The organism is Streptomyces sp. NPDC020489 (assembly GCF_044386545.1).
In the GTDB taxonomy this organism is placed as follows: Bacteria; Actinomycetota; Actinomycetes; order Streptomycetales; family Streptomycetaceae; genus Streptomyces.
This window is the reverse complement of the sequence record NZ_JBIRUZ010000003.1, coordinates 414,840-428,265: the sequence shown is the minus strand read 5'-3', so window position 1 is coordinate 428,265 and position 13,426 is coordinate 414,840. Positions and strand designations below refer to the sequence as shown.

Annotated in this window: 12 protein-coding genes and 1 pseudogene; 9 read left to right on the top strand and 4 right to left on the bottom strand. The window is 70.9% G+C overall.

Annotated features, from left to right (window positions below):
• Positions 1 to 69 precede the first annotated feature (69 nt).
• The 7 genes and pseudogenes from ACH41F_RS08970 (at position 70) to ACH41F_RS08940 (ending at position 6,618) form a co-directional block, all read left to right on the top strand.
• The gene (locus tag ACH41F_RS08970) at positions 70 to 1,326 is read left to right on the top strand and encodes an extracellular solute-binding protein (RefSeq protein WP_391233957.1); all 1,257 of its coding nucleotides are present in this window, start codon (positions 70 to 72) and stop codon (positions 1,324 to 1,326) included.
• 20 nt (positions 1,327 to 1,346) lie between these two features.
• Positions 1,347 to 2,312 (top strand): ABC transporter permease subunit, encoded by a 966-nt coding sequence (locus ACH41F_RS08965; protein ID WP_391233956.1) that lies wholly within the window; start codon positions 1,347 to 1,349, stop codon positions 2,310 to 2,312.
• Entirely contained in the window at positions 2,309 to 3,184 is an 876-nt protein-coding gene (locus ACH41F_RS08960) for an ABC transporter permease subunit (protein WP_391233955.1), read from the top strand. The genes ACH41F_RS08965 and ACH41F_RS08960 overlap by 4 nt, the downstream gene beginning before the upstream one ends.
• 181 nt (positions 3,185 to 3,365) lie before the next feature.
• Complete coding sequence (locus tag ACH41F_RS08955) at positions 3,366 to 4,361, top strand: ATP-binding cassette domain-containing protein (protein WP_398834006.1); 996 nt, start codon at positions 3,366 to 3,368, stop codon at positions 4,359 to 4,361.
• A 1-nt stretch (position 4,362) separates the two neighbouring features.
• Positions 4,363 to 5,165 (top strand): annotated as a pseudogene (locus ACH41F_RS08950) (ABC-2 family transporter protein).
• Between the two features lie 5 nt (positions 5,166 to 5,170).
• Entirely contained in the window at positions 5,171 to 5,971 is an 801-nt protein-coding gene (locus tag ACH41F_RS08945) for an ABC transporter permease (RefSeq protein ID WP_398834004.1), read from the top strand.
• Positions 5,972 to 6,015: 44 nt separating this feature from the next.
• Positions 6,016 to 6,618, top strand: coding sequence for a hypothetical protein (locus ACH41F_RS08940; protein ID WP_398834002.1), 603 nt, complete (start codon positions 6,016 to 6,018; stop codon positions 6,616 to 6,618).
• A 60-nt stretch (positions 6,619 to 6,678) separates the two neighbouring features.
• On the opposite strand, the gene ACH41F_RS08935 is transcribed toward ACH41F_RS08940, so the two are convergent.
• Positions 6,679 to 7,398, bottom strand: a complete 720-nt coding sequence (locus tag ACH41F_RS08935) for a VOC family protein (RefSeq protein WP_398834000.1) — start codon at positions 7,396 to 7,398, stop codon at positions 6,679 to 6,681.
• A 166-nt stretch (positions 7,399 to 7,564) separates the two neighbouring features.
• Between ACH41F_RS08935 and ACH41F_RS08930 the strand changes: the two genes are divergently transcribed.
• A complete protein-coding gene (locus ACH41F_RS08930) occupies positions 7,565 to 8,152 on the top strand; it encodes a WHG domain-containing protein (protein ID WP_391233949.1) in 588 nt (195 codons plus the stop codon).
• Positions 8,145 to 8,933, top strand: coding sequence for an alpha/beta fold hydrolase (locus tag ACH41F_RS08925; RefSeq protein ID WP_398833997.1), 789 nt, complete (start codon positions 8,145 to 8,147; stop codon positions 8,931 to 8,933). Before ACH41F_RS08930 ends, ACH41F_RS08925 begins: the two co-directional genes overlap by 8 nt.
• Positions 8,934 to 8,947: 14 nt before the next feature.
• Here ACH41F_RS08925 and ACH41F_RS08920 read toward each other — a convergent pair whose 3' ends face one another.
• From ACH41F_RS08920 to ACH41F_RS08910, 3 genes are all read right to left on the bottom strand, one after another.
• Complete coding sequence (locus ACH41F_RS08920; protein ID WP_391233947.1) at positions 8,948 to 9,316, bottom strand: VOC family protein; 369 nt, start codon at positions 9,314 to 9,316, stop codon at positions 8,948 to 8,950.
• 164 nt (positions 9,317 to 9,480) lie between these two features.
• A complete protein-coding gene (locus ACH41F_RS08915; protein WP_398833995.1) occupies positions 9,481 to 11,499 on the bottom strand; it encodes a PE-PGRS family protein in 2,019 nt (672 codons plus the stop codon).
• A 102-nt stretch (positions 11,500 to 11,601) separates the two neighbouring features.
• Positions 11,602 to 13,293, bottom strand: a complete 1,692-nt coding sequence (locus tag ACH41F_RS08910) for a DUF2264 domain-containing protein (RefSeq protein ID WP_398833993.1) — start codon at positions 13,291 to 13,293, stop codon at positions 11,602 to 11,604.
• Positions 13,294 to 13,426: the final 133 nt, after the last annotated feature.

The window sequence follows — 13,426 nt, the reverse complement described above, 5'->3', positions numbered from 1 at the left end:
CCACCTGGCGCTGAGCCGCTCCAGCGATGGGCGCAGAGCCGCAGCCGCACTCGAGACAAGGACGTCAGCATGTCGGCAATGAGGAACGTCAACTGGGACCGCCGGACCGTTCTGCGGGCCGCGATGGGCATGGCCGCCGCCGGTGGACTGGCCGCGTGCGGCGGCAACACCGGTCGCAGCAGCTCCGGTGACAGCCTGGTGCAGTACTTCCACGCGTACGGCGAGGCGGGCACCGAGCAGGCCATCAAGCGATATGCGAAGGCCTACAAGGAAGCCAACGTCACCACGCAGTGGATCACCGGCAGCAACTTCGAGAACAAGCTGTTCCCGGCCCTGTTGACCAAGAACGCGCCCGACGTCTTCGAGTTCCACCCGCAGCTGCAGCTGGTGACGAGCGGACAGGTCGCGGACCTCTCCGACATCGTCAACCCCGTCAAGGACGACTTCAACCAGGCCGACATCGCCTCGCACACGGTCGACGGCAAGATCTACGGCGTCCGCATGATCGACGACCCGCAGTTCTTCTACTACCGCCCATCGCTCTTCGAGAAGGCCAAGGTCGAGGTCCCCCAGACCCTGGAGGAGCTGCTCGAGGCGGTCGACAAGCTCACCACCGACAAGGTCAAGGGCGCCTTTCTCGGCAACGACATCACCCCCGTCCAGAACCCGCTGATCTGGTCGGCCGGCGCGAACACCCTGAACGAGAAGAACGAGATCGCCTACCACACGGACGCGGTCGCCGACGGCCTCAAGCAGCTGCGCCGGCTGTTCACCAGCGGCAACCTGCTGCTCGACGCCCCCGCCGACTGGTGGGACCCCTCCGCCTTCACCCAGGGGCTGACCGCGATCCAGTGGTGCGGCATGTGGGCGATGCCGGTGATCCAGAAGGCGCTCGGCGACGACGTCGGCATCTTCCCCTTCCCGAAGGTCGGAGACGCGGGCAAGTTCTCGGTGACCAACGGCGGTTGGTCGATGTTCGTCAACGCCAAGGGCAAGAACGTCGACGCGGCCAAGGAGTACGTCAAGTGGCTGTGGATCGACCAGAAGGAGTACCAGGAGGACTGGGCGCTGTCCTACGGCTTCCACATCCCGCCGCGCACCTCCATAGCGGAGAGCGCCACCAAGCTGAAGTCCGGTCTGCCGGCGGAGGGCGTCAAGCTCTTCGGCGAGTACGGGCACTTCGACAACATCGCCTGGACGCAGGCGATGATCGCCTCGGTGAACGACGTGATCGCCAACTCCGTGCGCAAGGGCGGCAGTCCGGAGGCCGCGCTCGACGCCTGTGACAAGAAGGTCAACGCCGAGCTCAAGAAGCTGTTCGGATAGGCCGGCGGGCGGACCACACCATGTCGACCACCACGAAGATCGACCTCGCGACCTCCGCCCCGGCCAAGTCCCCCAAGGACCGGCCGCGGCGGAGTCTGCGGGCCAGCGCCACGCTCAACTTCTGGCTGTTCACCAGTCCCTTCCTCATCGGCCTGATCATCTTCGTGTTCGTGCCGATGGGCTGGAGCATCTACCTCAGCTTCTTCGAGGCCCGGTTCACCGTCTCGCCGAGCGAGTTCATCGGCTTCGACAACTACCGGGCGATCCTGGACAACCCCGACTTCACCGGGGCCCTCGTCACGTTCACCGTCTTCGCCGCGTTCATCGTCCCCACCACCTGGGCGCTCTCGCTGGGCCTGGCGCTGCTGGTGCACCGGCTGACCTTCATGAAGACGTTCTTCCGGTCGGTGTTCTTCCTGCCGACCGCCGTCTCCTATGTCGCCGCGGCGCTGATCTGGAAGATGTCCATCTTCAACGGCGTCCGCTTCGGCATGGCGAACACCGTCATCGGCTGGTTCGGCTTCGAGAACGTCGCCTGGCTCGCCAACCCCGAACCCCCCTGGTACTGGCTGGTCATCGTGACGCTCCGGCTGTGGCTCCAGGCCGGGTTCTACATGATCCTGTTCCTGGCGGCCCTCCAGAACATCCCTGGCGAGCTGTACGAGGCGGCCGCCATCGACGGCGCCAAGCCGGGCTGGCAGACCTTCCGCTACATCACGCTGCCGCAGCTGCGGGCCACCTCCACCGCGGTGATCCTGCTCCTGCTGATCGCCGCCTACCAGGCCTTCGACGAGTTCTGGAACCTGCTCAGCAAGGCGACCTGGGGCCAGCCGCCGCTCGTCGAGCTGTACAAGACGGCTCTCGGCGAGAACCAGGACTACGGCCAGGGCAGCGCCGGCGCCGTCATCCTGACCCTGCTCATCCTGGTCATCACCCTGTTCCAGGGCCGGATCATGGGCTTCGGAAGGGGTGAGGAGTCCAAGTGACCACCACCGCACCTGACATCGACAAGACCCCGCGCACGAAGCGCGGCGGCCGGGTCATCGGCAACACCGGCCTCTACCTCGCCACCGGCGTCGCCGCCCTGCTGTTCCTGATCCCCTTCTACCTGATCGTCCGCAACGCCCTGATGACGGACCCGGAGATCACGGGCGAGAACTGGAAGTGGTTCCCCACCGACATCCAGTGGGGCAACATCACCGAACCGTTCGACGACGAGACCGTCGACTTCAGCCGGGCCCTGTGGAACTCCTGGGTCGTCGCCATCCTGCACACCAGCGGCATCCTGCTGATCTGCTCGCTGGCCGGCTACGGCCTCGCCCGCATCCCGTACCGGCACGCCAACAAGATCTTCTACGCCGTGCTGGTGACCCTGATGATCCCGACGGCCGTGACCTTCGTGCCGAGCTTCGTGCTGGTGTCCTCGCTGGGCTGGGTGGACACCTACCGGGGTCTGATCATCCCGGGCCTGTTCAGCGGTTTCACCTGCTTCCTGTTCCGGCAGTACTTCCTGGGGTTCCCCAAGGAGCTGGAGGAGGCGGCGCGGGTGGACGGGCTGTCGTACTGGGGGGCGTACTGGCGGGTCGTCGTGCCCAACTCGCTGAACTTCTTCGCGGCCATGGCCACGATCACGTTCATCAGCGGCTGGAACTCCTTCCTGTGGCCCCTGGTCATCGGCCAGGACCCCAGTGCCTGGACCATCCAGGTCGCGCTGTCCGCGTACATGACGAACCAGACGGTCAACTACCACCTGATCTTCATGTCCACGGCGATCTCCATCCTGCCCCTGGTACTGGTGTTCCTCTTCCTCCAGCGCTGGCTGGTGCAGGGCATCGCGCAGACCGGCATCAAGGGGTGACCGGGGGACCCCGGGGGGATTTCCGTCCCGTGCCCGGTAGGTGAGACAGCCAGGTGAGAAAGCTGTTAATCGATTGACCAATTGATCGACATTCCGACACTGTCGAGACGTCGTCCGCGGTCGGTCGGCAGCCATGCCGACCGGCCGCGATTCGTTTGTCCGGCACGGGAGTTGACGTCTTTTGGTTGCCAGCATCGAGGTTCGCGGGCTGTCCCGCACCTTCCACTCCACGGTCCGCCGACCCGGCTTCACCGGGGCGGTCCGGTCCCTGGTCAACCCGGAGCGGGTCGCCAAGCACGCCGTCACCGACATCACCTTCGACGTGGACCCGGGTGAACTCCTTGCCCTGCTGGGCCCGAACGGTGCCGGCAAGTCCACCACCATCAAGATGCTCACCGGGATCCTCACCCCCACCGCCGGGCACGCCAGGGTCGCGGGCGTGGTGCCGTACGAGGACCGCGAGCGCAACGCCCGCAACATCGGCGCCGTGTTCGGGCAGCGCACCCAGCTGTGGTGGGACCTGCCGGTGCGCGAGTCGTTCGCGATCCTGCGGGACATCTACCAGGTGCCGAAGGCCGAACACGCCGCCCGGCTCGCGGAGTTCGACGGACTGCTCGACCTGTCGTCCTTCTGGGACACCCGGGTTCGCCATCTCTCGCTCGGCCAGCGGGTGCGCAGCGACCTGGCCGCCGCCCTGCTGCACGACCCGCCGGTCGTCTTCCTCGACGAGCCGACCATCGGCATGGACGTGGTGGTCAAGGAGCAGGTGCGGGAGTTCCTGCGGCACCAGGTCGAGGAGCGTGGCCGGACCGTCCTGCTCACCACCCATGACATGACCGAGGTGGAGCGGCTGGCCGAACGGGTCGTCCTGGTGAACCACGGACGCCTCGTCCTCGACGGCACCCTCGACGAGATCCGCCGCAAGTTCGGCTCGACCTGGCAGATCCGCACCACCCTCGCCGACCCGCACACCGACCTCGTCCCGCTGCGGGGGATCGCCCTGCAGCAACGCAGCGGCTCCCGGCTGGTGTTCGGGCCGGACGGCCCCGACGCCCCGACCGTGCACCAGGCCCTCAAAGCCGTGATCGAGGCCTACGAGGTGACGGACATCGCCCTCGACGATGCGGACCTCGAGGACGTGATGCGGGCCGCCTACGTCCATGCGGAGGAGGTCTGACATGGCGGCGATGCACGCCTGGCGCGCCGCCCGCGTCACCCCGCTCGGTGAACTGCTCACCCCGCCCCGGATGACGGCCGCGCTGCTGCGGCTGACCGTGCAGGTGGTCCTGGTGGCCTCCCTGTGGCACGGCCTGTACGCGAGCACCGGCACGACCGCCGGACTCGACCGCGATCAGGCGGTGACCTACGCGGTGCTCGCCGTACTCGCCTCCCGGCTGCGGGAGTTGGACCAGTACGCGGGCCGGGACACGATCTTGCAGCCATGCACTTCGGCACGATCGTGTACTGGTACCTGCGCCCGCTGAAGCCGCAGCGGTACTACGCCCTGCGGGCCCTCGGCGAGCAGCTGTACGGCCTGGCCTGGGCGCTCGGCGGTTATGCGGTCTGTCTGGCCGCCGGGGTCGTCGAGCCGCCCGGGTCGGCCGCGGTCGCGGGGGTGTTCGCGCTCAGCCTGCTTTTGGGCCAGCTGGTCCTCTACTACGTCATGCTCGTCATCGACCAGCTGTGCTTCTGGACCCTGCGCAACGGCGCCGCGATGCTCATCCTGATCTTCGCGCAGAACCTGCTGGCGGGCGTGTACGCGCCGCTGTGGTTCTTCCCCGACTGGTTCATCACGCTGAGCGCCTTCCTGCCCTTCCAGGCGACGTTGAGCGTGCCGCTGTCCCTCTACATCGGCCGTATCGAACTGACCGACGCGGGGCCGCAGTTGGCGATCCAGGCGGCCTGGGTCGTCGTACTCGCCCTGTTCACCCGTCTGTTGTGGCGCCGAGCCGCCCGCCGTGTCGTCTCCCAGGGAGGGTGAGGCCCGTGAACGCCGTCCGGATCGCCTGGCGCATCACGCGCCTGAACTTCCGTGCCCAGCTGGAGTACCGCTCCGAGTTCCTGATGATGATCGCGATCGGCGCGGTCTGGCAGGTGTCGGTGATCGTGTTCGCGACGGTGCTGCTGACGCGGTTCACCGGGATGGGCGGCTGGGACAGCTCGGACGTGCTGCTGATCCCGGCGACCCGGATGCTGGCGCACGGTCTGTTCGTGCTGTTCCTGGGCCGGGTGCACGGTCTGGGCCGGCACATCCAGGAGGGTGTCATCGACACCTACCTGGTCCGTCCGATGCCCGTCCACCGCCAGCTCCAGCTGTCGTACTTCCCCACCAACGCCATCGGCGACCTGACGGTCGCGGTGGGCCTGATGGCGGGCGCGCTCAGCCGCAGCGACCTCGACTGGACGGCCGGCCGGATCTCGTACCTGGTGGTGGCCGTGCTCGGCGGCCTGCTTCTGGAGGCGGCCCTGTTCACGGTCGTGGCCTGCGCGTCCCTGCGGTTCCCGGCCGCCGACTACTGGGGGCGCTGGCTGGAGGAGCTGCTCGGCACCTTCGGCAGCTACCCGCTCAACGTGCTGCCCAGGGTGGTGGGCGGCTTCCTGACGTACGGCCTCCCGCTCGCGTTCGTCGCCTACTTCCCGGCCGCCGTGCTGACCGGCCACGGTCATGACACCGGGGTCTCGTACTGGCTGGCGGCGGCCTCGCCGCTGGTCGGGGCGCTGGCGTATCTGGGGGCGCGGTGGCTGTGGCGGTACAGCCTGCGGCACTACACGGGGGTGAACGGCTGAGGTCCGCCGGGGCCGCGAGGTCCCGGCGGCTACGCTCGGCCGCGATGAACGACCGACAGGAACAGGTGACGGCGTACGCCGCCGAGGGCCGGATCTGGACCCGGCTCGCCGGACTGCTGCCGTCGGCCGAGGACGCGGAGCTGGTCCAGGACTGCTGGGACATCGGGGAGCAGGAGGGCGGGCTCTGGCAGCTCGTCGAGAAACTGCACGAACGCCGCGTGGCCGTCGACGAGTTCACGCGGGCCGAGATCGCCGCGATGGCCGTGCAGTGGGATGTGTGGGACCAGCTCCAGGACGACATCCTGGCACTCCCGGCACTGGCCCTCCCGCCTCCGGCGCCCCCGGCCGGACGCGCCCGCCGGGGGCCGCTGCGGGTGTACGCCGACATGGAGCCTGTCGAGGAGGACGGGCGGATGGTGGTGCCGTGGATGCGCTGCGCGGGGTGCGAGCGCATCCTGTCGCGCGGTCATCTGCGCACGTCCTGGGGGATGTCGTCCTACCCGTCGGCGTATCTGGTCACCGGGCGCGGTGAGGCACCGGTGGAGTTCGAGACCGAGGAGCCCGGGGCGGTGTGGGCGGCGCTGTCCGCGCTCTCGGCGGGCTGCCGTGCGCAGGGCGACGAACTGCGGGGCGAGGGAGGGGCGTAGCGCCGCCGCTCCGGCTATCACCTCCCGGGGTTTCCGGACGGCGCTGTCCCACGCCCGGCTCTACCGGGGTGCCAGTACGCAGAACTCGTTGCCGTCGGGGTCGAGCATCGCGACCCGGCCCGTGGCGTCGTCGGCGCCATCGACGCGCTTGGCGCCCAGGGCGAGCAGACGGTCGACCTCCGCCCGCTGGCCGCCGGCGGGTGGTGCGAGGTCGAAGTGCAGTCGGCCGGGGCCGGTCTTGGGCGCCACCGGCGGGCCGCCCCAGGTGATCTTCGTTCCGCCGTGCGGTGCCTGGATCGCGGTCTCCTGGTCCTGGTCCCAGACCAGCGGCCACTCCAGCGCGGCACTCCAGAAGTACCCGACCTCCTGCGAGCCGTCGCAGGCGAGGGCGCCGATGAACCCGGTGTCGGCGAGGAAGGCGTTGCCCGCCTCGATGACGCAGAACTCGTTGCCCTCGGGGTCGGCGAGCACCACGTGGCCCTCCTCCGGGAGCTGGCCGACGTCGATGTGCCGGGCGCCGAGCCCGAGCGCCCTGTCCACCGTCCGCCGCTGGTCCTCCGGAACGGCGCTCGTCAGGTCGAAGTGCATCCGGTTCGGGCCGGTCTTCTCGTCCCGGGTGGGCAGGAAGCGCAGCCGGAAGCCGCGCTCGTCGGCGGGCAGCAGCGTCAAGCCGCCATGCGCGTCACCGACCGACTCCCACCCGAGGACTCCGGACCAGAACCCCGCGAGCCGCCGGGGCTCGCTCGCACCGAAACACAACGCGAACAACTGACACGTCATAACCGCGCCCCACTCCGATCCGCCGCCAGACCCTCGGGCCCGCAGCCTAGGGGCGCGGTGCCGTCAGCCGCAGCCCAATATCCGGGCCTGCGCCTGGGCTCCGCCTTCATGTACTAGCATGCAACCTAGGTACCCTAGGTTTCTTTCGTCGCCCCCGGAGACCCTCATGGCCCGCGCCGGAATCACCCGCGACCGCCTCACCGCGGCCGCCGCCGACCTCGCCGACGAGGTCGGCTTCGAGAACGTCACCCTCTCCGCGCTGGCCCGCCACTTCGGCGTCAAGGACGCCAGCCTGTACTCCCACGTGCGCAACCTCCAGGAGCTGCGCACCCGTGTCGCCCTGCTCGCGGGCGGCGAGCTGATCGACCGGATCGCGGTCGCCGTCGCGGGACGGGCCGGCAAGGACGCGCTGGCCGCCTTCGCCGGCGCCTACCGGGAGTTCGCACGCGAACGTCCCGGCCGGTACGCCGCCACCCAGATCCGTGTCGACCAGTCCCTCGTCGCGGACTCCCCCGCCCTCCGCCGCACCGCGGAGATCACCTACGGCATGCTCCGCGCCTACGGCCTGGAGGAACCCGATCTCACCGACGCCGTACGGCTGTTGCGCAGCACCTTCCACGGCTACTGCGCCCTGGAGGCCGGCGGCGGCTTCGGCGCCCCGCGTGACACGCAGAAGTCGTGGAACCGTGCCATCGACGCCCTGCACGTCCTGTTGCAGAACTGGCCCCGCGAGGAGGGCGACACCCGTGACTGACCCCTACTACGACGTCCAGGGCAGCGGTCCCGTCCTCCTGGTCCACCCGGGCGGGGCGGGGCACCCCATGGGTCTCGAACCGCTGGCGCAGGCGCTGGCCGACCGGTTCACCGTCGTCACCTGCGACCCGCTCGGTCTCGCCCACGGCCGGCTCGGCTCCCCCGTCGACGACCAGCGCGTCGAGGAGTGGAGCGACAACGCCCGCCGCGTGCTCGACCGGGTCCTGCCGGACGGGGAGAGCGCGTTCGTTCTCGGCACGAGCGCCGGTGCGGTCGTCGCCCTCGACCTGCTGGCCCGGCACCCGGAGCGGGTGCGGCACGTCGTGGCGCACGAGCCGCCGTGCGTGGGCCTGCTGCCGGACGGGCCCCGACGGCGGGCCATGTTCCGCGAGGTGTACGACACCTATCGCGCGGCGGGCCCGAGAGCCGCCGCCGTCCGTATGACCGCCGGGCTCACGGACCAGCCCGTCCCGGCGCTGCCCCCGGGCCAACCTCTCACCCGCGAGGAGGAGTTGGGCACCCCGGCGGCCCTCTTCCTGGCCCACGTCCTCCTCCCCTTCACCTCCTACGATCCCGACCTCACCGCCCTGGCGTCCGCGCCCCTGACCCTGGCGGCCGGAACGGACTCGCACCGTCAACTCCTGTACCGCACGGCCGAGTTCGTCGCCGAGAAGACCGGCGTGCCGTTCACCGAGTTCCCCGGTGGACATCTGGGCGCCCTCCAGCACCCGCGCGCCTTCGCCGACCGGCTCACCGAAACGCTGCTCGGCTCCACGTCCTGACGATGGGGCCCCCGCTACTTGGCTCGCTCTCGCGCGCTGCGCTCGACACAGAACTCGTTGCCCTCCGGGTCGGCCATGGTCGCCCAGCCGGTCCCGTCCGGATTGCGCCGGTCGTCGAGAAGGGCGGCACCGAGGCCGATCAGGCGCTCCACCTCCTCGTCCCGGGTGCGGTCCTGCGGCTGGAGGTCCAGGTGGACCCGGTTCTTGACGGTCTTGGCCTCCGGCACGGTGACGAAGAGCAGCCTCGCCTCCTCGATCAACGCCTCCTCGTCACCGGGCCGGTCGTCCTCGTGCAGGGGCAGACCGAGGACCTGGGACCAGAAGGTGGCGAGGCCGTGGGCGTCGGCGCAGTCGATGGTGGTGTGACGGATGGCGGAAGTCATGTCTGGGATTGTCGTGGACGCACCCGGAAGAGATCAACGGGAACAGATCACCGCGACCGGCACCCCTCTGCGCACCCGCGGCGAGCGGAGGGCCTGACTTCAGCGCGACGCACCACTTCTCACCGGGGCGTCGCCGACGACGAAGACGCTGAGAATCAGCCGCCTCACTCCCCGAGCGGGCCGGTCTCGCTCCCACCGCCGTCCGGCGTCTCGTTCCCGAGCAGCTCGACCATCCGGTGCATCACCTCGACGGGCAGCCCCGGATTGCGGGCGGCCGCCTCCGCGTTGCCGGTGCTGGACGTCAGCAGGCGCACCAGGAGCCGGGCCGGGAGGCGGGGGTGGAGTGCGGCGGCGAGCCGGATGTGCTCGTGGGGGTCTTCCAGGAGCCGTGCGGCCGCCGTCGCCGAGAGCCGGGGATCGGCCGCGGCGCGGTAGCGGACCTCTTCGCTCGCGTCCCGGCTGAGGCGTTCCACCAGCTCGGGGGTGGACTCCGGGTCGTCCAGGGCGAGTCGGCGCATACGCGGGCGGGGGTCGTCGGCGTAGCGCAGGAGGTCGTGGCGGGGGAAGTTGGGGTGGCCGCGCGGACGGTCGGGGGTGGTCAGGCCGCCGTCCCACCACTGCCACACCTCCAGGAGCATGTCGGCGGGCGCGTCGTCGCAGGACTCCGCGAGGAAGAGCTGGACGACGCGGTCCTCGTCGCGGGCGAGGCGGGCGACGACGTCCGGCGGCAGATGCCGGGCGCGGGCGACGCTCCTGCGGACCAGGGGGTGGGCGGAGGCGGCCAGACGCCGCATCGCGTCCTCGTCCTCGTGCAGGGCGACGATCCAGTCGAGGGCCCAGGAGTGCTGTGCGGGGTCGAAGTCGAAGTCGATGCGAGCGCGTTGCTCCTCGGTGAGGTCGGCTCGCTGCGCCACCGTGTTGCGGACCCACACGTCGGCGTCCTGGCCGAGGAGGGCGACGAGATCGGGGTCCACGGCCGGGTTGCGGGCGAGGGAGCGGCGCTCGTCCGCGTCACCGTGCCGTGCCAGGTGTTCGGCGAGGTCACGGCTCAGCAGGCAGGTCTCCAGGGCCTCCCGCTGGAGGTCCCGCTCCTCCAGCGCCTCGAACACCGGCCGGGGCATGGGGTGTTCGCGGTGGTGCAGAAGCCGGGACCGCGAACGTGCGTAGCCGGGCGGCCCGTCGACGAGCGACGCGCGTGCGGCGGCGTCGAGGTGCGGCCAGGCCGTTTGGCAGGCCACGGCCCGGACGCGGTCGTCGGGGTCCGCGACCAGCGCGCGGGCCAGGGCGACGGGCAGACATCCGAGGCGGGCGGTCTCACCGCGCACCCGCGAGGACGGGTCGGCGGCGAGCCGGCGGCAGGTGTCCTCGTCGAGTTCGGCCGCGCGGTCCGCCGCGATCATGGTGAGCAGCCACCGCTGCCGCTCGTCCCGCTCACCGAGGATCACCCGGGCCCACTGGTCGGCGGTGATGTGCGGCTGGTCCTGCACGGCCCTCGACCGCACTTTCCAGTCCGGGTCGGCCAGCGCCGCGTCCACGGCTTCCGCCGGCAGCGCGCCGTACATCGCGTACGACGATCTGCGCGTCAACCGGGGCCGGAGGTCCTCCGGGACCGCCGGGTTGAGGGAGAGACCGTTCGCCCAGGCGTCGAGCAGCTTCTCCACCGGCCTCGGTCGTCGGAACAACGACTCCCAGGCGGCGGCCCGCTCCTCGGCCGTCTCCCGGCCCGCGGCCCGCGCGACCTCCTCGCGCCGCTCCCTGATCCGGTCGACGGCGACCAGCCAGACCTCGTACTCCTCGGTGGTGACGCCCAGCAGGGTGTCGCCGTCCGGCGACAGGGTGAGGAACTCCGGCTGTCCGGGCCGCTCCCCGAGCACGCCCGCGAGGTCCCAGTCGGCGGTGAGCCGGACCCGCCGCCACTGCCGGGACGGGCCCCCGGCGTCGACGAGGAAGGTCCCGTCCGTGTCGAGGATCCCCGTCTCGCGGGCCAGCCGGTGCCACTGGGCGTTGATCTCGGCGACCAGGTCGGTTCGGTCCGCGGCGACCTTCGCGGTCGGCCGCACCTCCCACCCGACGACATGGCTCCACGCGAACGGCGGCGGCAGCACCTCCTCGACCCGTCGCTCCCCCACCGCCTCAAGTCCGGCCCGCTCCAGCAGTTCCACGCGTGCGTCGCCCCCACTCATGGCCCCCATCCTGCCGGAACGCCGTCCACCCCGTTCAGCCCGTCACCCCCGACAGACGACCTCCACCCCGGAGTCCCCCACGCCACCGCCCCATCCAGCCCGTCACCCCCCGCGGACGACCTCCACCCCGGAGTCCCCCACCCGCACGAGCACCTCGCCCCCCTCCCGCCACCGAACCGTCAACTCGCCCGCGTCGTCGGCCCGTACCGTCACCGTCTCCTCCAGCGGCACGGGATCCGGGTCCCCGGTGAGGCGGATCACGGCGACGAAGAGCGTGCCGCCCTCGCCGGTGGCGCCGGTCAGCGTCTCGTCGAGGCCGACGGCGGGCAGCGCCTCCGCCCGGGCACCCTCACGGGCGGCCCACCCGGTGATCCGCACCGGCGTCCCCGGCTCGGCCCCGGACACCAGATGGGCCCGCACCTCCACCGCCCCGCGGGCCAGCACCACGCTGGTCACCCGCGCTCCCCCGCCGGCCGCATGCCGCGACGCCGCCCAGCCGTCGCCCACCCCGAGCGGTTCGATACCGCTGCGGCTCGGATCATCGCCGACGATCACACTGTTGTCGTACGACGGTGCGGGCGCCGTCACCGTCGAGTAGGCGAGGCGGGTGTAGTACGGGTCGTAGCGGACGTCCTCGCTGCCGTGGTTGTGCAGGCGCACCACACCGTCCGAACGGGTCGACTGGAGCAGCCAGTTGGGGGCGGTGACGGGCCGTACCTCGTCCGCGCGCTCGACCGGCGAGGGCTCCTCCTCGGCCGTCCACACCTCGTGGTCCGGCGGCAGGAGCAGACCGACGAACGCCTTGCTCGCCCAGTACGGCGAGGCCGGGCCCGAGTAGCCCTGGAGGAGGGCGTCGTCGGGGCCGTGCCAGCCGAGGGTGAGCAGGCCCTCGGCGTTCACCGCGCCCCGGTCCAGGAAGTACTTCAGCGCCCCGGACGCCAACCGCCGGGTCTGGCCCGTGGTGAGCGGGGTGCGGCCGGTGAGGGCGCCGAGCCACAGGGGTGCCGTGGTGGCGAAGCGGTAGGTCAAGGAACGGCCCTGGTGCAGGGGGGCGCCGTCGCCGCCGAACAGGCGGGCGTAGTCGGCGAGGTGGGCCTGGAGGCGCTCGCCGTACAGGGCTGACAGTCGGCTGTCGCCGGAGAACCAGGCGTGCAGCACCGGGTAGAGGTGCATGGCCCAGCCGTTGTAGTAGTCGAACTTCCGGCCGTCGCCGTCCGTGTACCAACCGCCGCCGACGTACCACTCCTCGATCCGCCCGAGTCCGCGCTCGATCGCCTTGCGGGACGCCTCGGGCTCGTGGCCGATCTCCTCCAGGAAGCCGCCGACGGTGACGGGGAACAACTCCCAGTTGCAGGGCCAGGCCTCGGCGGTCAGCGCGTCGCCGAGCCAGGCCGCGGCCCGTTGCCGTACCCCTTCGTCCAGCCGGTCCCACAGCAGCGGGCGGGTCACGCGCAGGGCCACTGCGATCGACGCCGCCTCCACCAGCGGCTGGCTGCGGTCCTCGATACGGGGCCAGACGCCCGCGACCCCGGCCGCGAGGCCCTCGGCGTAGCGCTGGAGGGCGGTCTCGTCCTGGCGGAAGGCGGCGAGCAGGAACGTACGGGCGTAGCCCTCCAGCCCGTCGGAGAGCCGGCCGGACCAACTCGTGCGGTCGCCGGGGAAGTGGTAGAGGGCGCCTCCCTCGGCGGCGTACGGCTCCGTGGCGGCGAGCAAGCCGTCGGCCGCGGCCTCCCAGTGGGCGCGGGTGTAACCGGTGTACGGGCTACGGATGCGGTCGTCGGCAGGGAGGTGCATGCGTCTCTTCTTTCGGTTCTTCACGACGTCCGGTGCGGTAACGCGCCCTCAGGGGCGCGGGGAACTGCGCGATCAGCTCCCGCCGGCCCGCAGACAGGTCACCGCCATTGCAGCGGAGCGCCCGGGGGGCGTA